We start from the raw sequence: 23481 nt of genomic DNA on the forward strand, positions 1-23481 counted from the left end.
TAGTGATTCCGCCTGAAGGGCGTCTTGAGGCGGCCAAGGCCGTGCAAGCGATGACCAGCATTTCGGTTGGCGCCATCAGGTGTGCGGTGCACGATGACTACTGAGTCATCTTGTCGTAGTGCGTTTGACACTCGATCGAGCTTGGGTGGCGGCGGGGTTCTTCGCTGCGCGCGTCGCCTTCTTACCGGGCTTTTTCGCGTCTGACGGATTGGACAGACCAACGGGAACCACGAACCTAATCTCGACTGCGGTGCGATCCAGATCGTCAAGCGGGGTGACTTGTACGGAATCCGTCAGTCGGAGAATATCGGCGTCCGATGCCGGGGTGTAGGCAACCAGCGTAAAAAAGACCCGCTGGCACATTGCGATGCCGTATCGGTTCGCTTGATAGGGCGCGTGTGCCTTGCTCTCGAATGGCTTCCGTCCAGCACCGACCTTGTTTTCAATCAAGCACCTCTCATCGATGATAACGTCCGTCTCGCCGCCAGCAAATTCCGCGCCCTCCTTGGCGTTTGCTTTCCGAGAACGCAGATGCCGAAGTAGTTGCATCTGAAGCTCTTGCTCCGAGGGATCGGACTTCGAAAGCTGAGGGTCGAGTATCCACACCCTGACGAATGACGACAGGTGTTCAATCCCGCGAGCGACAGCCAAGCGATCAGCATCGGACAGCCCTTGCGGCAGATAAGGCGGCCAGACTATAGAGCGGCGCCCTGATGATGCAACGATCACCGACCTCAGGTCGAAATCTCAACGAGAAACGCGCTCAAATTCTGACGGAAAAAGGTGCGCTAAATTCAAGCCCTTGAGGCTGGGGTACGTCTTCTTCGTTCCTTGCCAAAAGGCTCTCTGCCTATGGCTTCGGCTATCTTTCGCCAATCTCTCCCACCCATACCCGAAATTCGCAGGCACTCGACGGTTGAGAGATGCGCCATGTCTTTACCATCCAGGAATCCGAGCTGATGAAGCTCGGCGAGAAGATGGGGCTTTAGCTTGAGGTCGGCGAGATTTGTGATCATGAACCGATCAAACCAATGGCCAGCCACGAAATCAACTCGCAGATTTGGCAGTGCTGGCCGCCGAAGCACAAGTCCGGTCCCGACGATCCCAGAATCGAAACCAGATCAACGCCATGGATGACCGCCTGTCGCCGAGGGTGGTCGGCATTGTCCGATCCGCAGGAACGTTCGGCACACAACTTACACCCGAAAAAAGTCCAGGGATTGGATATTCAACTTTACAGCGAACGTGCTATCAATTTTGCATCTCATTGATCTGGGGGGACACAAATGAGATCGATCCTACTTTCAGCTATGATGAGTTTGGGCGGCGTCGCGTGCGCTGCCGGACTGGATGACCACTTCGACGGCTCCAAGGTGGATCCGTCAAAGTGGACGACACAGCAGATTCTCTCACGCCAGATCGAGTTCACCAAACCCGGGCGCTGCGGGAACGCTGCCATCGACATCGTCACGAAAGACGGCGACGACGGTCTCGAATGCGAGGACGATTGCCAGAGGGCAGAGCTTCGCATCGTCAAGAAGACGTGGCCGAACTTCGGCGATGAGGTTTGGTTCTCGTTCAGCTTCAAGATCACAGGCGACGTGCCATCTAAGGGCAGCGCACGATCCGTCATCGGGCAATGGAAAGGTCCGGGAGACAGTAGCCCAATGATCGCCCAGCGCTTCGACAACGGCGTCTTCCATATTACGGTCCAGGACAACGATGTGCGACGTGTCATCGCAAAGGCGGAAGGAGATCCCGATGCCCTGCTTACGGCGCAGAACCTCCTTGGAAACCTTGAGTTCAACGAGCGGAACGTGAACGCGATCAAGTCCCTGCAGTCGCTTGACCTGATCAGCAGGAACGCGCCGGAGGTCTCGAAGCAGTTCTTCAGCCAGAATCTCATGCAGAGCATGGGGCCGGAGGCGAAGGATACAGACGCCAAGGCTCTGTCGCAGGCCCTTGGGCTCCCCGGTGATGGAGACCTGGTCTCCCAGTTCCGGTCGCTTGCGTTCGTCGCCGAGCCAGAAAAGTATATCGGCAAAGCGGACATCGAGATTATTCCGGAAGCAAACCGCCCGCTGCCCGATCCCCGCAAAGGCTGGGTCGACATGGTCTACCGGGTGAAGCCCGGCCGCACCGACAATGAATATGGACCACGTCGGGCAGCCGAAATCGACGTGTGGGCGAACGGCCAGAAGATCGTATCCGTGAAAGGCAACATCGGTGCAACCCTAAAGAAAAATACTCCTCTGCCTCTTTCAGGCCCGTACTTTAAATTTGGGACCTACCGCCTCCGCATCCCAGGGGAATTTCACTTTCAGTTTGATGAGTTTTCTCAGGCTGCAACCAAGGCCGGCCTCGTTCAAATGTGCCAGGCGCACTGAGATGATTTACTCGCTCTGTCGCCATTTCCCTGGGCCGAAGCTTCAGCGCTTGACGACAGGCCGGCGATCCGTGAGCGAATTCGTCTCCCCTGCCCTTAGAAGTGTCACCAAGGCGGAAATGCCTTCGTGCAACTCAGCAAGATCCTGCTCGCTGACAGCCGACATCGATCGCGAATCCTCTCGAAATCAACTTCGAAAAGATCTGCGACTTGGCCTCATCAGACCAATGTGGGTGAGCCTCTCTCAGTGCATAGTGATCGCACGACCGCTGGACGCGAGATGCTCAGTAATGGCGCGCCGGATTTCGGTAACCGTATCGAAGAGCCTGTTGTCCAGGTCGATGACATTGAAGCGCACAGCGATGAATTTGAGGCGGTTCTCCACGGGGACCGCGATCCCGACTTCCTGACCATTGAATACGACAGCTTGCTTTTGCATAACAAACCTCGGGCGCGCCACACGGGAGCACCATCTTAGAAAAGTGGAACAAAGGGTTACGACGCGTCAGATTGCCGTCGTAGGTCGGCATCGGATCGAGATGACATCACGCATTCGCTGCACCACCGGGAAGAAACGATGTCGGTCAAACAAAGTCATGATCCTCCGTCAAGCGAGGTCAAACGACCGCTGAGTATTGCCGGCGGGGCCGGTTATTTCGGAACTCTTCTGAAAAAACGTAGTGGAGAATTCCGAAGTAAGCAACTGATTTTTGGCATTATTTAGCGTTTAGAATCGTATGACAATTACCGCAAGTGCGAAGTAACAAATGATGTACGTTCGTCCTCCGAGCCCGACCGACCGACGTTGAGCTGAGCTTCGCCATTGGATCAATATCCGTGTTCAGACCTTTCGGCCCACCTTGGACAGTTCGGAGAGGAAAGCATTGCCATAGCTCTCGTCCGTTGATGCTGAATTCCGCCTCACGGGACACAAGAATTAAAGTCGGCGACTTAGTGACTTTCAAGTGCAGCGTGATCGCTCGATGTGGGACTGTGAAACTCCTCCGCCATGAGACTGTTGGCGCAGCATATCGCGTCGATAACGGGTCGACCGTTCTTGATTCCCCAAGTCGAAATCTTATCACCCAAGCAGCTCCCTCACATATTTTTAAATTCCAACGTATAACACGTACGGTTATACTGCAGGCACGCCGATGGGTTGGGGCGGGAACATGTGGGCGAATACATCATCGGCATTCACGCCGGTCGGGCTTGCTTTTCGGGATCCAGCGGCACGCAAGATCATACGGACTCTGGGAGATGCTGCGCGTGTCCTGATGAGAGACTGGCCCCGGAACGACGGAGACGAATATACCGCTGCCGTGAAAGCCTGCGTCGACGCAATCAGCGGGAATCTTGCGCCAGAACAATTCCGGGAAGTGTTTTTGCGTGCGGTCGATGAGGCAGGCATAGTCACGCTGAACGTAGTCCAAGGTGTAAGGGCGCGACGACCGCATCTACCCTCGACGGTTCGCAGATAAGCCATGATCGCAACTTCCTTAGGTGATCGGCTCCGGCGACTCGCGCTGTTGGATCAGCTCGCGAATCTTGGTCCGTCCTCACAAGCACTCCAGGATTAGAGAATTCTTGCCGCGAGTTCCGCAGCATTGCTACCGGCAACAAAATCGCCGCGGCGCACAGCCAAGGCGCTGGTTCTTCAGTGGAAGTCCCTTCCCTTCACCTTCAGCGTGTCGATATGCAGGTCTCTGACGAAGATGTCTCGCGCCTACGGCACTGTCTTCGGCCTGTCCCGTGAATCATGGCTTCCGGGCGATCCATGGGCGAACTCGTCTCCCCTGCCCGTCGGCAACTTGAATTCGCTGTCGCGGTCGGCCAACCCCGACAGATCGCCGGACAGATCGAAGAGCTGGTGCGCCACGAGGTGCACGACATCGCCTTCACGCTGAATCCTGCCATTGATCGCCACCATGGAGGATCCCAGCACGACGCGGCGGCGCTTTTCAAACAGCGATGGCCACACCACCACGTTCGCCGGTCCCGTCTCGTCCTCGATCGTCAGGAACATGACACCCTTGGCGCTGCCCGGCATCTGGCGGACAAGAACTAGGCCTGCGGTCATCAACCATCGGCCGTCCCTCGCGCTCATCGCATCCGAGCAGGTCACGATGTTCCGTTTCTGCAGATCGCGCCTTAGGAATGCGATGGGGTGCTCCCGGAGTGTAAGGCCAACATGGCTGTAGTCTTTGATGACGTTATGCCCTTCGGTCATCTGCCTTAGATCGACTTCCGGCTCCTGCTGTTCGGGGATCATCCTTGCCTCGCGCTCGGCAGCGGCAGCAAACAACGGCAGGGGCTCGTCACGGAGCGCCTTGATGGCCGAGATTGCATCGCGACGCTGAAGCTTCATTGATGGCAGGAAAGCGTCCGCCTCCGCGAGCTGGTTCAAAGCTTCAGTGGGCACGGTCGATCGCCGCCAGACATCATCGACGCTTTCGAACGCTCGGTCCATGCGGGCCGCCACAATCCTGGCAGCATCGGCGACCGCCAGTCCCTTGACCATTCGCATACCGAGCCGGACGGCATGATGATCGCCATCGCCGATGGGCTCGAGCGTGCAATCCCAGCGCGAACGATTGATGCACACCGGACGGATTTTGACACCGTGGTTCCTCGCATCGCCTACGATTTGCGCCGGCGCGTAGAAACCCATCGGCTGCGAGTTCAGGAGCGCGGCGCAGAACGCATCCGGGTAGTGGCGTTTGATATAGTTTGACGCGTAGGCGATGAGCGCGAAGGAAGCGGCGTGGCTTTCCGGAAAACCGTAGGAACCGAAACCTTCGAGCTGGCTGAAAGTCCTCTCGGCGAACTCGGCCGATTAGCCGTTTTTGATCATCCCGGAAACGAGCTTGTCCTTGAAGCGGCTCACCCCACCTGTGAACTTGAACGTGGCCATCGACTTGCGGAGCTGGTCGGCCTCGCCCCCCGTGAAGCCGGCGCAGACCATTGCGACCTTCATCGCCGATTCCTGGAAAAGTGGGACTCCCAGCGTTCTCCCGAGAACCTCTTCCAGTTCCGGTGTCGGATATTCAGCCTTCTCCTTACCCTCGCGCCGACGAAGATAGGGATGCACCATATTTCCTTGTATCGGGCCAGGCCGGACAATCGCGACCTGGATGACGAGGTCATAGAAGGTCTGTGGCTTCAGGCGCGGCAGCATGGACATCTGCGCCCGGCTCTCGATCTGGAAGGTGCCGAGGGTGTCGGCTTTTCGGATCATCGCATAGGTCGCCGGATCCTCCTGCGGGATCGTCGCAAGGTCGAGATCCTCATCTTTGTACTCCCGGATCAATTCGAATGCCTTGTTCATGCACGTCAGCATCCCGAGCGCTAGCACGTCCACCTTCATGAACTTGAGCGCCTCCACGTCGTCCTTATCCCACTCGATGATCTGTCGATCCTTCATGGTGGCGGGTTCGATGGGAACAAGGTCGTCCAGTCGGTCATCCTGGCATACCTGCCAGCTCTCAGGCGCGTCGACACCGTTCAGCCTGATCCGCCGGGCGGCTATCTCGATGGTGTCGCCATCGATAACCGACGCACGACCGGCGATCTGCTCGGCGTCTGCCCGAACTGGGGCCGACAGCAATAGGACCAGGAGGAGCGGCAGTTGTCCGGCCTTGAAAGATTCGAGCATACTCCGCACCGGACTTTTGCTCGCTGCGCCGGATCGGGCCCTTGATACTCGGCGCGAGATATCATTTGTTTGAGATTGCCTCACGTACGGCGGACCTCGCAGCCGGCGAACCGATCATAAAACATCTGGCCACGCCACCTGACGAGCGGCAGGAACCACCATAGCAGCGCGAATACAGTAAGGACTACGCTTGCGATCACAGGAATGGTGGTCGCCGCGTCGCCGTTGCGCATCGTGCGGAACATTGCATCAAGGCTTTGATTGGATCCTGTGGCTGCAACGATTGCGTCGATCCCCACAAAGGCGATCCAAGGCGCAAACTTCAGAAGTTCCCTGTTTAACGCCTTGCCAAAATGGGGCGACGTACCCTCGACGGTGACCACTCGTATCGCCAAAATCCTTTTGCCGGGCGTTCTTCGATCGTTCGCATTGAGGAGGGCAAAAGCGAGCGACGCAAGCAACACACCGACCAGCGGCCCTATAGGATCCCCAAGCCCTTCGATAGGGTCACCATTCTTGTCCAGCCCTACCGACACCGTGCGCCAGGAAGCCGATCCACCGTCGGGATTGCTGGTGACAACCGTCGTCCGGAAGGACGTGCTCTGTGGGCCCAAGAAGTCAGTGATTTGGCAAATTTGATTGACCCTGGTCTCTCTCGGTTTCAGGGGCCATTCGCGCTCCACTTTTTCGACCAACGGGCCAGAGGTGACTTCTCCGCACTGTGTGCTCTGAAAGAGCGGCATTCCGAAATTCAATGGAATGATGAGCGCGACCACCGCAAGCAACATTTCAAAAATTGTCATGTCGATCAGGAAGGCAGATGCACGCCGCCAGAAGAGCCGAGGCTGCAACGTCCTCTGCGAAGAATGTGCAATGTTGACGTCCATGTTACCCCCTGCCCATAACAATGCGAGTTGATGGAAATAGCGAGTCAAGCTCGCGATAGATCCGTAGCTTCCCTATAATGGCGGTCGAGCGCCGCCGATAGTGCTGCTTTCGCTCATCGCTCTTGCATCGCCTCGGAACTAATTTCTGCTAGCGGCGAGTAGAGATATTCAAGGATTCGCCGACTGCCGGTCTTGACCTCAACGGTAACGGACATGCCGGGCGTGAGCGGAACGCGTGTTCCGTCTATGTCGATGTCTGTCTCATCCGGCTTGATGACGACGGGGAAGACCAGATTCTGGACACGCTGGGCGTTGCCGATCGGAATGACGCTCTGCAATTCCTTCGCCGGCTGGCCTTCGAGCTGCTGCGCGTCCGGTTCGGGAATGGCATCGGTCGCGACACGGGTGACCGTGCCGTTCAGGATGCCGTAGCGCGTGAAAGGGAAGGCCTCGACTTTAATGACGGCATGCTGGCCCGGCGAGACGAAGCCGATGTCGCGGTTCGGCAGATAAGCCTCGATCTCGAGAGGCGCATCCTTTGGCACGATCCGCATCAGTTCGGCGCCCGCAGTTACCACTTGGCCGACGGTGCTAATGGCCGAGGTCTGGACGATGCCCTTGATGGGGCTCTTGATCGTCATCGAGTCGAGCCGCTTTGCCGCCTTGACCAGTTGCTGTTCCCGCTCGTCGATCTCGCGCGATGCTTCCGCCTGCTTCTGGGCATTGTCGGCGACGAAGGTCTTGAGTGTTTTGACGGCTTCGCTGGTCGCCGCGAGAATCGCCATCTCCGCCTCCGCCCGCTGACCGATCTGCTCGGCGAGGTTTGCCTCTTCCTTCTGCTTGACCTCAACCGCATCGATAACGCCCGACCTCGATCCCGCGCTGAGGTCCACGAGATTGGACCGCATAGCCACGCGATCTGCAAGTGTCGCCACTAGCGCCTGCTGGGCAGCAACCATCTCGCTATATCGCTTGACGGCCGCGACTTGCTGGTGGCGTTGAGCCGCGAGACTGTCGAGCGCCGAGGCAAGCTGCTCAAGATCGGAATTGTAGAGTAGCGTTTCGCGCGTGCGGATCTCTGCTGGAATCGAATCCTCGAATTCTGGAGGGGCCTCGATTCTTCTCGTGCCGCTCCAAAGGTCCCCACGCTGCCAAGCCTCTACCTGCGCCAGTGCCGCGCCGCGGCGGGTAACCTCCCCTCGCAGGGCAGCAAGGCTGGCTGTCAATGCATCGACTTCGGCCCGCGCTTCAGTTGGGTCAAGCTCGACGAGAATGTCGCCGGCTTCTACCGTTACGCCGTTCGAGACCGGCACTGCGACCGTCCTACCGACCTCGATCGATTGGATCACCTTGACGCGTCCGGTCGGCTGGATCTTGCCTTGGGCTGTCGCGACGATGTCGAACCTGCCGACATAGCTCCAGATCAGCGCGCCGGCGGTGAACAGGCAGATGAACCAGATGAGCGCTGTACGGATCGGCGAGGCTGGCGTTTCCAGGATTTCGAGTGCGGCAGGCAGGAACTCGTTATCGACCGGCAATCTCTTGCGCGGCTTCGGTGGGAGCGGCGGAGGCTGGACGGTCTGGTTCATGACTGAACAGGCCCCGTCTGCAATTGCCAGAGATGAGCATAAAGCCCGTTCGGGCGGGTGAGCAGGCTCTCGTGCGTTCCCTCTTCGACGATGCGCCCGTCCTTCATGCCGATGATGCGGTTGCAGTGCCGCACTGTCGCCAGACGATGGGCGATAATGATGACGGTACGGCCGCGAACGATCTCGCGCATATTGCCGAGAATGATACGCTCGCTCTCATAATCGAGCGCGCTGGTTGCCTCATCGAGGATCAGGATCGGCGGATTGGTGGCAAGCGCGCGCGCAATGGCGAGACGCTGCCGCTGACCGCCGGACAGGTTGGCGCCGCGCTCCTCAATCAGCGTGTCGTAACCGCGCGGCAGCTTGGCGATGAACTCGTCGGCGCCCGAAAGCCGCGCCATCTGCATGGCGGCCGCCCGTGACATTGCCGGATTGACCATGCAGATATTGTCGTGGATCGTCCGGTTGAACAGCATGTTCTCCTGAAGCACGACCCCGATATTCGACCGCAGCCACGCCGGATCGACCTGGGCGATGTCCTGGCCATCGACGAAGACCTGGCCGCTGTTCGGAATATAGAAGCGCTGCACCAGCTTGGTCAGCGTCGATTTGCCGGAGCCGGAGGGGCCGACGATGCCGATGACTTCGCCCGGACGGATCGAAAAGCTGATATCCTTCAGAACATCCTGGCCATCGGGGGAATAGCGGAAGTTCACCGACTTGAAGCCGATCGCACCTTTCGGCGGCGGCAGGCTGACGGCAACGCTGGGGCGCGGCTCCTGCGGCGCGTTCAGGATATCGGAGAGCCTGGCGACGGAGACCTGCACCTGCTGAAAATCCTGCCAGAGCTGCGACAAGCGCAGGATCGGCTGCGAGACCTGGCCGGCGATCATGTTGAAGGCGACCAGAGCTCCAACCGTCAGTTCGCCATCGATGACCGCCTGTGCGCCGAAGAGAAGCAGGGCGGCGGACGTGATTTTGTTGACGTACTGAATGGCGTTCTGACCCTTCGCCGCCAACATGGTCGCCAGGAATGACGAGCGCACATAGGCGGCCAGCCGCTCCTCCCATTGCGAGGAAACCACGGGCTCAACCGCCGAGGCCTTCAGCGTCTGGATGCCGACGACGGTTTCGACGAGTAGTTGCTGGCTGAAGGCGCCGCGCTCGAACTTCTCGTCGATCCGCTCCTTGAGGAAGGGGCGGATGAGGAAGCCGATCGCCATGTAAAAGGGAATGGAGGTGACGACGATCCAGGCGAGGGTCGAGGAGTAAGAAAACAGCACGAAGATGAAGACGACGGTGAAGATGAGGTCGAGTCCGGAGAATAGGCCCTGACCGGTCAGGAAGTTGCGGATGGTTTCAAGCTCGCGAATCCTTGCAACAGTCTGGCCGGTGGCCCGCGTCTCGAAATAGCTGAGCGGCAGGTTGAGGAGATGCCGGAATAGCCGCCGGCCAAGCTCGACATCGATGCGGTTGGTCGTGTGCGACAGCGCATAGGTTCGGAGATACTGCAGCACGACATCGAAGAGACCGACGGCGGCAAGACCGACGACGAGCACGATCAGCGTCGAATAGCTGCGATGCGCCAGCACCTTGTCGACGACCACCTGGAAGAACAGCGGCGTCACCAGCGCGAAGATCTGAATGACGAGCGAGGCAATCAGCACGTGGCCGAAGGCCCGCCGATAGCGCCAGATCGCCGGCAGGAACCAGCGGAAGCCGAAATTCTGCTGCGAGGCGCCGGGACCGGCAAACTTACGCTGAACGAGAATGAATTCGCCGGAGGTCAGTGCCAGCAGTTCGTCTGCCTCGACATTGCGGGCGGAGAAATCGATGGGGTTGATCAGCCGATAGCGGCCCTCGGCGGCCGCGCCCGCGAAGACCGCGAAGGTGCCGTCCTTCAACGAAGCAAGGGCGGGCGCAGGAAGGGTCGTCAGCCGTTTGGCTTGATCTACGCGAACAGTGCGCGCTTTCAGGCCGATGATCTTTGCGGCGCGCAGTAGGTCGTCCCGCAGCGCGGGCTTCGTCAAGGCGAGTTCGCGGCTCAGCGTATCCGGGCGCGATGCGATCCGGAAATAACCAGCAACGGCAGCAATCGCCGCCAGTCCGCTGTCGGCGATTGCTGCTTCAGGTGATGGTCTGGGTGCGTCTTCAGTCTCGGCCTCCGCCGCGTCAAGGCCGGATGCTGTCTGGATGTCCGTCATATTATGGGATCAATAAAGAGAGGATATGCCGGCGCCATGAGGCGCCGGCGGGAAACAAGAGATCTTGTTATGCGGCATTGACCGTCTGACTACCTCGCACGGCGAGCATGGCATCACCGACCAGATAGTGGTTGCTGCCATCGACAGACTGATAGGTACTGGTGCCTGTGATCGCCGAACCATCGGCAAAGGCCTGCGCCCCGTCGTTGCTCGGCAACAGGTTGATCAACAGGATACCCGCACTCGTCATTGTCTGCAGCTCGCCGGCATCGCTGACGCCGTTCTGGTTGAGGTCGCGCCAGACCCTGAACTCGCTCCAACGTTCGTCGTTTACATCAAGAACGTTGTCGTGGTTCGTATCAAAGGCGAGGCGCAGGCCGTCAAGGTCCGAGGTCGACTCGTTACTCCAAACGCTGAACGCCAGTTCCCGCCCCTGGTCGATCTTTCCGTCCGGGCCGGCTGTCCCATCGGCACCGAGATCGATCGCCAGGAAGCCGTCCTGGGGGCCTACCCAGGCAGTTTGATCCGCCACGCCATCGTCATCCCAGTCGAAGCCCACTGATGAGCCGAGTGAGTCAAGAGGGCGAAGATCAACATGACCGTCGCCATTCATATCCAAGAGAACGGGACTAGTGCCTCTCGCTACGACACGCCCTTGTGCATCATACCTTTTCCACCAATCCAACGTGCCACCCCGATCGGAATGGTACTCGTACTCTATGCGGGTGCCGTCATCGAAGTAGGTATCTCCGCTGGTCCTGACCCCATACCTGTCATAGCGGACTATGAGCCTCGTCCAGGGCTGATTCCCAAGATAGTCGCGATACTCAACCGACCACTTCTTAGCCTCATCCATTTGCGTGAACGTTTGCATGAGGACATTCGAGGTAGCAGTTGTATATGTATTAGTTTGGTAACGCCAATTACTGCCGTTACCAACGTCATAATTCGTCTTGTCCGTTTGGCCGCTATCGAAGGTTGTTTCTTCATAAGTCGTCTGCCCGGCGCTATTTTGGATCACCAGACGGGATGACCAGTTTGCGTTCGCTCGGTCCCACGCCTCGAAGCGCTTCTCGCCGTTGTCGTAATAAGTATTTTTTACCGTCAGTTGGCTGCTGGCATTGTAGGAATAGTCGATACGAGACCATACCGCTGCATTCGCGGGATCGTAGCTAGTGACATAGCGCGTGCCGTCACGATTGGCTTGATCGACCCCGACCAGCCTGCTGGCAGTGTCGTAAGTTTGCTTGATGGTCGACCATGACTGAGTGCCGGCAATATCGTAGGCGGTCTTCGTTCCGTCGTCGCCGGTTTCCAGCTTGTAGGTCAACTGTCCGGCCGCATTGTAGTTTTGTTGAATCTGCGACCACGCCGCAGCATTCGATGGATCGAAGCTGATCTCGATCCGGGTGTTGTCGTCATAGAACTGCTTTTCCAGCGTCTTCCTACCGGCAGTGTCATATTGTTGCTCGACACTTTTCCACGTTTGCGCACTCAGCGGATCGTAGTAACTGACGGTTGTCAGCAAGCCATCCTTATTGGCATTGGCGACACTCAGCGTCTGTCCGCTCGCCCCGTCATAGGTCTTCGTCACCGAGGTGCCGTCGGCGGCGACGATAGTGTCAGCAGTCTTGCGACCGGCCGAATCCGTCGTGAGGCTGGAGGAAAGCGAACCGAGCGCGGTCACCTGAACGATGGTCGTCTGCGTCATCGCGCCGCTAGCGTTGAGATCGACCTTGGTCAGAGTGACCGAACCGTCGGCACGGGTCACTGCCGTTTCAGTATGATCGACGGTGCCGTTGTTGCCAACATCCTTCGACAGCTTGGTGATCAGGCCATCGGCGCTGGTCGAGATCGTGCCCTTCGCCGTCACCGTGCCACTGGCGTTGGTTTCGGTCACAGTCGTCACGACGGAGCCGTCGACCTGGATGGTCGACTGCATGACTGCATCGTAGACGCCGTTACCATCGTAGTCGTATTTGGCGATCTTAGTGCGGCCATCGGCCGAGGTGGTGGTCTCGATCTTGGCAGCGATCGCCTGACTCCAATAGACGACGCCCGATGTCAGGTTGGAAACCTTTTGCGCCGTCGCATTGTTGGTGACCACGGAGACCGAGCCGCCTGTGGAATCGATGGTGACGGTTTCGACCTGATCGTCCGTGCCATCGCCGTTGATATCCTTCGACGTCGTCCTCACCCTACCGTCTGCAGACGTCTGGATCGTCGTCTTGGCAGCCAGGGTATTGGCCGGGAAATCGCTATCTGAGATGATGGTCGTTCCGCTGCCATCGGCATTCGCGGTCACATTCACCACCCGCTGGCGATCGATCGTGCCATTGCCATCGAGATCCCAGGTTGTGGTCGTAAGGCGGCCGTCGGCCGACACCACCGTAGTCGACTTGTCCTTAACGGTTCCATCGGCCTTGAAGTCCGTCGTCACTGATGTCTGGATGCCGGAATTGGCTGTGACGGTCTCCTGACGCTGATCGACGATGCCATCGCCGTTTCCGTCGCGATCAATCGTGACGGTCAGCTTGTCGGCGCTGGTCAGCGTGACGATCTTGCCGATCAGCGTCCCGGTATTGTCTTTCGTCTCGACGGTTTCACGGACGGCGCCATCCGCCAACACCGTGGTCGTGTCGGTAACGGTCTGGTTGGCAAAGCCCGGACGCTCCTCGCTCGATGTAACGATCAGGCCGTTCGCGCTTGTTGTGGTGGTGGTCCTGGAGATCAGCGAACCATCGGCTTTCTTGCTTTCCACCGTCCTCGTGTTCGTACCATTGGCATTCAAGACCGTGACATCAGTCGCCGTCTGGCTGTAGGTGCCTGCACCTGTGGGGTCGATCTGGGTGATGATCGACAGGCCGTTGGCGCTTGTCGTGACGAGCGTGCGGCTGGTCAGCGTCGTGCCGGTCAGGTTGCTGATCGTCCGCGTCGTCGAGCCATTGGCACTGAGAACAGTGACGTCGGTCTGGCTCTTGTCGAAGGTCGTGCCGCCACCAGTGCCGGCAGTGTCCCATTTGGTGGTGGTGGTCAGGCCGTCTCCCGATACATCGACGAGAGTAATGCTCTTGGTGACGCTCCCGACGATATTCTTCGTCGTGGTCGTCTTGCTGCCATTGGCCTTCAGAACCGTGGTGCTGGTCGTTTTCTTGTCGACCGTGGCGTTGCCGTCAGTGTCGTATTCTATGGTCTGCGTCAGGCCATCGGCAGAGGTCGTGACGGTCTTGGTATCCTTCAGCGCAGCACTGGCGCCGAAGTCGCTGAGGACCTGCACGATCGAGCCGTTCGCCTGCTCGGTCGTGACAGACTTCTTATCGACGTAGCCATCGCCATCGACATCGGTGGTCATGGTGGTCGTAAGGCCATGTGCCGCGACCGTGGTGACGGTCTTGCTTTCCAGCGTCGTCCCATCCGCCTTGAAGTAGGACAGCGTCTCCGTCGTGCCGCCATCGGCTTTGAGGACGGTGACGTCGCTCATCGAGCGAACGGTCTCCCCATCGGCATCGGCCCAGCTCGTCGTTTTGGTCAAGCCGCTGGCGCTGACTTTAGCCGTCGTAAGGGAGATCAGCACATCTCCGAGCCCCTTTTTCGAGATCGTCTCCGTGCGGCTACCGTCGGCATTCAGCACCGTCACATCGGTGGTGACGAGTTCGAAAACCCCGTTACCATCGAGATCAGAACTCGAGGTCTTCGACAGCCCGTCATCCGAAGTGGTGACAACGGCCTGGCTTTGGAGCGCGCCGGCAGCATTGTACTGCTTGACCTCGTCCTTCTGCGTTCCAGCGTTGTCGATGGTGATCGTTTCCACGAAGTCATCAACGGTATCGCTGTCGATTCTGGTCTTCACCGTGGTGGTTTTCTGATCGGCGCTGACGGTGGTGATTTTCTGCGAGATCAACGTGGCGGCGGTGTCGGTTGCCTTGACCGTTTCGGTGGTGGTAACCGAACCCATCGGATCGAGCGGCGTTTTCTTCCACGACAAAGTCTGGTTGACCGTGCCGTCGCCGTCCAGATCGTAATCGGTCGATCCGTTGAGACCGTTAAGGTTGGTCGTCACCTTCGTCGAATCTGTGAGCGTCGTTCCCCGATAGTGCGACACGGTCTGGAACTGCAGCCCATAGGTGTCGAATGTCGTGACATCAGTTGTCTTGGTATCGACCACCTCGTCGGCGTTGATGTACCCGCTCGTCGTGATCGACATGCCGTTGCCGCTGGTCACGATCGTCTTCTTGTCAAGACGCGTGGCATCGCTGCTCGTCACAGAGATCGTCTGCGTTTTGCTGCCATCGGCATTCAGCACCGCCTGGTCGCTGGTGATACGGTCGCCGACGCCATCGTGGTTCAAATCCGCCGACACGGTCTTGGTCAGGCCATTGCCGCTGATGTCGGCGATTGTCGTGCTGATCGTCGATGCATCCGCAGCGTATTGCCGCTCCCAGATGTTGATGTTGCCGCTCGTCGAGACCGTCTCAACCCGACGCGTATCGGTCCTGCCGTCGCCATCCGCATCCGTCACGGTGGTGGTGGTCCGTCGATCGGCGCTGACGTCGGTGACGATCTGGGTCTTGAGCGTTCCGTCGGCGCTCGTGCTCCTCACCGTTACCTTCCGCGCCCCGGTGGCGTCAAGGACGGTGACGCTTTTCGTCATGTCTTCGTAGACGCCGTCGCCGTTGACGTCGGTCTGCACGTACTGAGTCAGGCTGTCGGCCGATGTGTTGGTGAGGGTCTTGGCGACGGTCGCGCCGTTGGCGTTCTTCGATGTCACCGTTTCAGTGCGGCTGCCATCCGACCAGGTGGTAATGACATCCGTCACCACCAGATCATTGACGGTATCGCCGTTTGCATCGACGCTCGTCGTCTTCGACAGGCCATCTGCGGAGGTCACCGTGATGGTTTTGTTGATCAGCGAGCCGTCAGAGTTCAGCGTGCTGACCGTATTGGTCGTCTTGCCATCGGACCCGACCAAGATCTCGGTCAGTCTGTCGGTCTTGGTGTCACCGTTCGCATCCTCGGTGATCGTGATCGACTTGCCGTCGAGGCTGGTCTTCGTAACCGTCTCCGACAGCAGCGTACCGGTGAGACCGGTCTTCGTACGATGCTGGACTGTCTGCGTCCGGTTGGTGGCGTCGATCACCGTTACATCCGTATCGGTGAAGTCGATGACACCATCGGCATTCACGTCGCTGTTGACGGTCGTCGATAAACCGTTGGCGGTGGTGACCGTCGTCGATTTCGAACGCAGAATAGAAGATGCGTTGGTGTTGTAGACCGAAGTGACAAGCGTCACGTCGCCCGATGCCGCGACCGTCGATGTGCTAACGGTTTTGGTTTCGGCGGGGCCGTTGCCGTCCGCATCGGTCGTTATGGTCGTGGTACGTTTGTCGGCGCTGATCGATTTGTAGACCGTGGAAAGCGTTTTATTGTTCGAGCTGCGATCCACCGTCGTTGTGTTACGGCCGCCATCTGCCGCAATCGTCGTCGTCTCGGTGACGATATCGTCATAAGTCCCGTTGCCGTCGCGATCGACGCTGGTCGTCTTCGTCAAGCCGTCGGCCGACGACGCGACCATCATCTTCGTCAGGAGCGTGCCGTTGACACTGAGTTGCTCCGTAGTCGTCGCGGTCGAGCCATCGGCGTTCTGGACATAGGTCTGGCGCTGGTTGATGATGCCGTCGCCGTCCTGGTCGAGCGTTGTCGTCACCGTCAGATGATCGGCGCTGGTAACTGTCGTGGTGCGATCCTTCAGCGATCCGTCGGCATTGAAATTGGAGACGGTTTTCGTCTGGATGCCCGATGCATCGACGGTGAGCACATTGGTCTGCGAGCGGTCGAACGTGCCGTTGCCGTCGTCGTCGAACTGCGTCTGGACGTTCTTTCCATCGGCGCTTGTTGTCACGACATTGCGGAAGGCAAGGCTGCCGTCGGCATTATAGGCAAGGATCGTCTTCTCGACAGAGTTGTCGGCCTTTACGACGCTGGTCGTTTTAACGATATAGGCAGCATCGTCATTCGCCAATTTGGCGTCGCCAACCGTTCCCGTCGTGCCGTCGGCGCGTGTGAAGGTGGTCGTGCCGGTGATGGCGGAGCCGTCCTCATAGGTCTGGCCGCTGCCCTTCGGCGTCAGGTCGATCGAGGTGATGCCGAGGCTGTCCAGCGTCACCAATTGGCCGTCGACCTCCACCCGAAACTTTGACCATTGAACATCACCGGCATCGAGCTTGCCGTTGCCGTTTGTGTCGAAGATATGCTTCAGTGCTTCAAGGTCGCTCGTCGCTGAAGAATCCCATTCGGTGAAAGCAAATTCACTAGAACGGCTGATCCTGCCGTCCGCATCGGCGTCGATGATCAGGACACCGGTGCCGATTCCCGCCCAGGCAGTGCGATGCTGATAGCCATCGCCGTCCAGATCCAGGAATTTAGACGAGGTCGACAAGGTCTCGACGCTCAAACCATTGCCGCTCAAATCAAGAAGGACGGGCCGCCGGGATGAACGCGCCTCACGCTGTTCGTTACGCTGATCCTGGATATTGCTGCGGGACGAAGGTTGGCTTGAACTGCTGCCCGAGGATCGTACCGATCGCTGTTCATTACGCTGTGTTTGTACATTCGAGCGCGCAGAGCCACTGCCCGAATTTCCAGCCGTAGTGCGAACCGATTGCTGTTCATTGCGTTGCGATTGTATATTTGAGCGAGAAGAACCGCCACCGGATCTCATCGATTGCTGTTCTTGGCGCTGCTGCTGAATATTGGGCGGATCCGAAACCCGCACCACCGGCGCCGAATGTATCGTCGCGGCCCGCTCATCCCGTGCCTCCAGTGACAGCGCAGACCTTTGATCGGCCGCGAGTACCAACGCAGCCCGCTCATCCCGCGCTTCAAGTGACAGCGCGGATATTTGGCCGGGCGAGATTGCCGCCGCTGCCCGAAATCCACTCCAATCCTCGGGACGCATCTGCTCCTTGGGCGTATCAAAACCTGCATAGTCAGGCAACGCATCCAGTTCTTTTTGTCTTATCGCAGGAGCTGTATATGCGAATTGGCGATTTATGTAGGTTTGTCCCGGAGTCCAGTTATCGGTGGGAAATCCCGATCCGAAGAAGAACGGCGCGTTGTTATCCAGGTCGATTAACGGAACGGTAACCGCTCCCGACACACCAACTGGTCGGAGTCTCCCTCCATCGAGTGACGTCTGAGCGGCGACAGTGCCCTTTCCATACGCAGATATTCCATCGGCGTCCAACAACAAGCCGGCAAACACGCTCGTAGAAATAAGCTCTTGCGGACCACGATTTTTAATATCTGGAGAGACCCCTACTATAACCGCTCCTTTCTTATCGCCCCCAAACATGTACCCCGCAGCAAGGTATCCCAATCCGACCTGAATAGTTGTCGCACCAGAAATTGGTCCGGGATCGCCATACGTGACCGTTACGCGAAACGGCCCCCACCCCCACCTTTCGGGAGGACGGAATGCGCCGCCGACGACTGTTTTGCCCGAAAAAATCCCCCGACTGAACTCAGCCATATATAACCCCTTCTATTAATAAGCATGTAACCGTAATTAGCAGGATTGTTGAAACAATAAAAACAAGAGGAAGGAAAACAAAATGCTTCATCCTCCCCCGAACCTCCTCGGATTCATCGTGAAATTCCGACCGGTATATTGGCGGACCAAAATTAATTGTGAAGTCCCAGTTGTTTTTATAGTAAAAAGCAAACGATCTTATAATCCAATACCCTGAATATATAGAAATATATCCATTGCAGATGGCGATCGCGAGGATTAATATTTTTTGATCAATGCTCACCGCGCCAATATCCTACTGCGCCTCATTACCTTGATTTCACACATAAGAGGATCTTGGGATCCACAAAAATACTTAAGAGCAATGACTTTCCTGCCCTACATTCTCGCTTGCTTGAAAAAGCAAAAATCTCAACTGCCGCGAGTTTAGATCATATAAAGTGGTGGCTTGAAAGAGGGTGTTTGCAACTTTTTTGTGTAAGGCGCCCGCCACGATAACTAATCAGTAGCGTCTCATTCAGATCTGCATAATTGATGTTTTGACGTTGAGCTAGGTATCAAAGCAATCGGCAGCGCCGAGCCCGCTATTGCTCACGAATGCTTCTCTCGTTTCCCTCAGCCTGTTCGAACACCAGTGGCAGCGCTCACACTACTGAGATATACAAATACCACATGGACGCGCATGGTAGTGAGCATAAAGGCCATAGTTGGGTTATGTACATTCCGCGGAGACTCACTTTTGTTATTCCTCCTCGTCCTACTTTTGTGCCTCCCGCAGCTCGCCGCTTGTGATGACCTCACGTTTGAAGGATTCAGACGAGCGCCCGATATCACTCCGACGATGGCTGATGATCTGGCAGATCCGATCGCGCACCTCAGCGCGGAAGCCGCAAGTAACGGACTTCAAAGCAGGAGGAAAGGCAGCGCCAATTTAACCTCCCAGTCCCATAGACTGCAGCTCGTCGCCTGTGACAACCACTTGTTCGCAGAGCATTTGAACGAGGCGCTCAACATCATCCCGGCGGCGCCTGATGATTTCGCAGGCTCGGTCGAGCTCCTCCGACAGAAGCCTCTCTACCCGTCGCCGCAATTCCGGATCCACGCGGCGAAGTTCGGCAAGTTCCTCCGACGACGACGCATGGCTGCAAGAAATCACGCCGCCCATCCCAAGCGAGGCCACCATGATCGTTGCGAGGTTGGTCGCGCGATATAGATCGGAGTTAGCCCCACCGCCAGAGCCATCAGACGATTCACCGAGGATGACCCTTTCGCACGCGAGGCCGCCCAATAGCATTGCCAGTTCGTAGCGGTAGGATTTCCTGCTCCTGAATAGCGATCCTTCTCTTCGCCATTGGACATAGCCCTGGACCCCATCGTCTCTCATGACGTGTGGCAAAACGACGATACCGTCGACGCACGCGACGCCAAGTTCGATGCCGACCACTGCATGACCGGCCTCGTGAGTGCAGGCGATCCGGCGCTCGCTTTCCGTTAAGTGCCTTAGAGGCGGGATCATTGCGATCAGATCGGCAGGCCGGACATCCCTGCCCTGTCGGCGCGCAAATCGTTTTGCGTCGCCGACCAACTGCCTGAGCTGAGCTCCGGAGCGCCCAGCAGTCGCAGCCGCGAGTGTCTTCAGTTCATCCGGGCTCAGACGATCACCAAGATACATCGCAATGATCTTCGCCCGCGTGTCCTCGTCCGGCAGTTCGATGACGGCATGCCTGTCGAGACGACCGGGCCGGCGCAGGGCTGGATCCACGTGTTCAGGGTAGTTCGTCGCGGCGACCACGATCACCCCCTCGCGGCCTCCCGAACCGTCCAGCAGCTCCAGAAGTGCATTGACTACCTGGATGCTGTAATCCGTGTTGTGTCCCTTGAACTTCGCCCGGTCGCCGATCGAGTCGATCTCGTCGATCAGCAGCACTGTCGGCGGCTTTTTTGCCGCCTTCTCGAACGAGCGGCGCATTGCAGCCAGCATATCGCCGAGATGACCCTTTGATTGCCAGGCGGCACTCGAGGCCGGGATGAAATTCGCACCACAGGACCGCGCAACCGCTTCAGCGAACATTGTTTTTCCGGTCCCCGGAGGCCCACTCAATAGGATTCCCGAGGCCACATCCGACCAGGCGATCCTCCCGTCCTGCCAGTCACGCAGGTCGGCAATGAGATCGAGCGCCCATTCCTTCGCCTTCCCGTACCCTTCCAAGTCGTCGATGCGAGGTTCCCATGACGGTGGCTTGGGGATCTGCTTCTGTACCAGAAGGGTCGATTCCAGCTTCTCAAGCACGGTATCAAGCGAGCGTCCCGGTCGCAGTGCGAGGAACAGCATGCTGGCCGGGAAAGCTGCAAGTCTTCGTGCGATTTCGAGCGGAATATTCATTGCGATCGACTTCGCAGCAGCGACCAGATGCCTCGCACTCACAGGTGCGACATCGACGATCCGGTCGAGAGCGACCACCAGCTCGGAAGCAATGTCCGCGCCATCCTGAATCAGAACGATTAGTGCAGCTTTGTATCTGGATAGATGGATAGCATCCCTCGCATCGGCCTCTCCGGTGCCGGGTGTGACGATGACCATCGTGATCGTGTACTTTGCAAGACTGGCAGACTTCAGGACGGCCTCGGCGGCATCCTTGTACGCGTCCATGTCGGCACCCGGGGGAAGCCGCAGCCCAACCAGACGGTTCTCCGGCAGGAACACCCGGCCGCGGCGAAGAGCGCTGCGGACGGCGAAGGCGTAGGTTTGCACTTCGAGCGTCGAGGCGCGCTCTGACAGGGGTACAGTTCTCATGGAACGCTCCTATCTGCTGGCGCGCCGGACCACGGTATCGGGCCCGAGCAGTTCTTCATCGAGTTCGACTTCAATGTGTCCCGTCAGGATCATCGCCGCCACCGTCTGCATCGGTCGGCCGTCGCGCACGACCGATAGGCATTCAGCGAGTGTCAGCGATCCAAGCTCATCGAGGGCTGCCAGGATCCGGATCCTGTCACCAAGTGCTGCGTCGTAACCGGCGTATCGCAGCAGGTCCCGTGCATTCTGAAGCCGAGGTTGCTTGCGGATCTCGGACATCAGCACTGCCTGGTACCTGCACTCGAATTGCTCGGCCAGAGTGCTGATCCACTTAGTGCTTCCCGGTTCCCGATCCCATACCTCGACAAGAAGGTGCCCATCATCTTTCTCCACAATGAAGTCGACGTAATACCGCTCGGGGCCATGGTTGTCGGCAAGCGCGTATGTAATGCACCGCCAGGAGATTACGCTTGGATCGAGATCAAGAAGGCAGGCGTAGTTGCGCGCCTCACGGGTTCGGTAAAGAGGTCGTCCGACACACTTAAGTGTCAGGAAAGGGAAATACGGGCGGTAATTGGGAGAATCGCAAGCGTCATCGCCTGCTGCATAAGCGGGTTCGGTCATCATGACCCTGCACTCCAAGCAAACAGTAATCTGGCGGCACCGGGATCGGTCCCGGAAATCCGTCAGCCTATTCGAAGGGTGGGGGCGAAGATGTTGCTCATGACGGAACAATTAGTGAACGAAGATTTATTCGTCAAGCCGGCGGAGCGAAGATTTGTGCCACTGAGCGCTCGATGTTCTGCGTAGCAGCGGTGCAAACGAGGGAAGTTGTCAGGTTTCAAGATAACATCGTGAAATTTATCTTGAAGCCGATCAGTGGCATAGGCGGAGCGCCATTGATTAGTGCACTTACCGTCTTGTTGGTCGCCCCGTCGCCGGTTACGTTCCGATACCAGCAGAAAACATTGATCAGAGATTGAGATCGTCGTCGTCAGACAGCGGGCCGGGCTGTGCGAACAGCTCTTCCAGGGTTTTCTTCACAGGCTCGAAGGTCACCAGGAATCTGCCGTCAGCATCGATGACTCTCTGGGTACCTCGTGCCTTTGCAGCATCCAAGACCTCACGGATGCGGGCCTCGGCCTCTTGTCTCTGCCAGTCGGAACTTTGCGTCATCGGGCCCCCTCGCGGACTTCAGCCCGGGGATTGTAACATCGAATTGGAGAGTGCCTCGGAATTTTTGAAGAACTCCAAATCTGACCACAGGAATCTACCATGCAAGCAGAACCGCTGCTCTTGATGGATACGGACATCGTCAGCCTGATGGGCCGACAGAAGGCGCCGCCCGGGCTTCGCCCGTGGCTGCTGCGCATCGGCATCCATCGTCTGGCGCTCTGCTATCCTGTGATAACAGAGTTGATGCGCGGAGCCCACCTCAAAGTCCGGGAAGATCCAGAAAGTGCGCTACGGATCGCCAACTGGGCCAACGAAATCGTCAGGATGGGATTTCCTTTCCCGGAGATGACGGCGGAAGTGGCGACCAAATACGCTGAAATGACGTCGGTCCCCGGTCTACGGCATCTTTGGACCGTGCAGAAGAACCAGAAGAGCAACAGGCTCGGTCACGACCTGGCGATATCCGCAGTGGCTATTGTCCACAGGATGCCGGTCCTGACGGCGAATGTCGACGACTTCCTCAGGATCCACGAACTCTTCCCCCTGCCCGGCTTGCATCATCCGATGAAGGCGCGATGGTTCGTCGACCCCGTCTTCCAGGTACCGCTGCCATATTTCGACCCGGATGAACCCGACCCGCACGAGAGGGCTTTGCCCAAGTTTTCGAACCACCTATCATTGCTCCGTTAGAACCGGCAAACGGTTCGCCGTAGCGTCGCAGCTCTACTGGTCCGGTTTCCGGGAGGCCCACCGCTTCAGACTTTCCCGTCGTTTCCCCTGGGTTACGATCTTGCGACCGACCTTCGCCGGCTCAAACCCAACCTTTAAGAGCGCATTGCCAACCGTTTCGCTGTCATCCGACATTTCCCCGCTCGGACCGATCACGCCGCCTTTGCCCTCATCGTTCTTTCCACCATGTGGCATGCCAATCTCCGATTCCGACATCGCCATCGCGGAGATGTCACCCACTTGGGACATGTACCATATTAGCCCGTTTAGCCGCTTGTCTGAAGAGCGTCCTGCAACGAGCGCGAGGAGAATCATGGAGCAATGCGCACGTGTGGCTCGCGGCATTGCCACTGGTGGTGCCGCCGATGGAGCGTCCACGCCCCCAAGCCCGTGCTGAGGTATCCGCCCGAAACGAGGGCTCCGATGCCAGAGGGGTCGTAGTCGAAACGCACGATGCGGCCGACCTTAGCGGATTGAATTCCGCACCTGACAGTGAATTGCAGAGCGTCTCGTTGTAGCGGACAGTGTGAAGA

The 23481-nt window shown here is 58.0% G+C and carries 13 protein-coding genes and 1 pseudogene; 3 read left to right on the top strand and 11 right to left on the bottom strand.

Annotated elements, in window-relative coordinates; all coding sequences use genetic code 11:
* Positions 1 to 105: 105 nt before the first annotated feature.
* Positions 106 to 549: a hypothetical protein gene (locus QD408_RS03300; RefSeq protein ID WP_414138331.1), complete on the bottom strand. Its 444-nt coding sequence runs from the start codon at positions 547 to 549 to the stop codon at positions 106 to 108.
* 737 nt (positions 550 to 1286) lie between these two features.
* On the opposite strand from QD408_RS03300, the gene QD408_RS03305 reads away from it, so the two are divergent.
* The gene (locus tag QD408_RS03305; protein ID WP_414138332.1) at positions 1287 to 2387 is read left to right on the top strand and encodes a heparin lyase I family protein; all 1101 of its coding nucleotides are present in this window, start codon (positions 1287 to 1289) and stop codon (positions 2385 to 2387) included.
* Between the two features lie 42 nt (positions 2388 to 2429).
* Here QD408_RS03305 and QD408_RS03310 read toward each other — a convergent pair whose 3' ends face one another.
* Both QD408_RS03310 and QD408_RS03315 read right to left on the bottom strand, forming a co-directional pair.
* Positions 2430 to 2552, bottom strand: a complete 123-nt coding sequence (locus QD408_RS03310) for a hypothetical protein (protein ID WP_414138333.1) — start codon at positions 2550 to 2552, stop codon at positions 2430 to 2432.
* Between the two features lie 78 nt (positions 2553 to 2630).
* Entirely contained in the window at positions 2631 to 2825 is a 195-nt protein-coding gene (locus tag QD408_RS03315; RefSeq protein WP_414138334.1) for a hypothetical protein, read from the bottom strand.
* A 733-nt stretch (positions 2826 to 3558) separates the two neighbouring features.
* Between QD408_RS03315 and QD408_RS03320 the strand changes: the two genes are divergently transcribed.
* Positions 3559 to 3867, top strand: a complete 309-nt coding sequence (locus tag QD408_RS03320; RefSeq protein ID WP_414138335.1) for a DUF982 domain-containing protein — start codon at positions 3559 to 3561, stop codon at positions 3865 to 3867.
* Positions 3868 to 4043: 176 nt separating this feature from the next.
* Here QD408_RS03320 and QD408_RS03325 read toward each other — a convergent pair.
* The 8 genes and pseudogenes from QD408_RS03325 to QD408_RS03360 all read right to left on the bottom strand — a co-directional run.
* A pseudogene (locus tag QD408_RS03325) lies at positions 4044 to 5861 on the bottom strand (OB-fold nucleic acid binding domain-containing protein); the annotation flags it as partial.
* A gap of 260 nt (positions 5862 to 6121) precedes the next feature.
* Positions 6122 to 6928, bottom strand: a complete 807-nt coding sequence (locus tag QD408_RS03330) for an RDD family protein (protein WP_414138336.1) — start codon at positions 6926 to 6928, stop codon at positions 6122 to 6124.
* Positions 6929 to 7041: 113 nt separating this feature from the next.
* Entirely contained in the window at positions 7042 to 8517 is a 1476-nt protein-coding gene (locus QD408_RS03335) for an HlyD family type I secretion periplasmic adaptor subunit (protein ID WP_414138337.1), read from the bottom strand.
* Positions 8514 to 10721 carry a type I secretion system permease/ATPase gene (locus QD408_RS03340; protein WP_414138338.1) on the bottom strand — a complete coding sequence of 736 codons (2208 nt, stop codon included), beginning with the start codon at positions 10719 to 10721 and terminating at the stop codon, positions 8514 to 8516. The genes QD408_RS03335 and QD408_RS03340 overlap by 4 nt, the downstream gene beginning before the upstream one ends.
* A gap of 67 nt (positions 10722 to 10788) precedes the next feature.
* Positions 10789 to 18249, bottom strand: a complete 7461-nt coding sequence (locus QD408_RS03345) for a hypothetical protein (protein ID WP_414138339.1) — start codon at positions 18247 to 18249, stop codon at positions 10789 to 10791.
* A 931-nt stretch (positions 18250 to 19180) separates the two neighbouring features.
* Positions 19181 to 21043, bottom strand: a complete 1863-nt coding sequence (locus QD408_RS03350) for an AAA family ATPase (RefSeq protein ID WP_414138340.1) — start codon at positions 21041 to 21043, stop codon at positions 19181 to 19183.
* Between the two features lie 9 nt (positions 21044 to 21052).
* Entirely contained in the window at positions 21053 to 21670 is a 618-nt protein-coding gene (locus QD408_RS03355; RefSeq protein WP_414138341.1) for a hypothetical protein, read from the bottom strand.
* A 345-nt stretch (positions 21671 to 22015) separates the two neighbouring features.
* Positions 22016 to 22219 carry a hypothetical protein gene (locus tag QD408_RS03360; protein ID WP_183903382.1) on the bottom strand — a complete coding sequence of 68 codons (204 nt, stop codon included), beginning with the start codon at positions 22217 to 22219 and terminating at the stop codon, positions 22016 to 22018.
* A gap of 99 nt (positions 22220 to 22318) precedes the next feature.
* Between QD408_RS03360 and QD408_RS03365 the strand changes: the two genes are divergently transcribed.
* A complete protein-coding gene (locus QD408_RS03365; RefSeq protein WP_414138342.1) occupies positions 22319 to 22909 on the top strand; it encodes a type II toxin-antitoxin system VapC family toxin in 591 nt (196 codons plus the stop codon).
* The last annotated feature ends 572 nt before the right edge of the window (positions 22910 to 23481 follow it).

Source organism: Rhizobium sp. BR 249 (assembly GCF_047445895.1).
Lineage (GTDB): Bacteria > Pseudomonadota > Alphaproteobacteria > Rhizobiales > Rhizobiaceae > Rhizobium.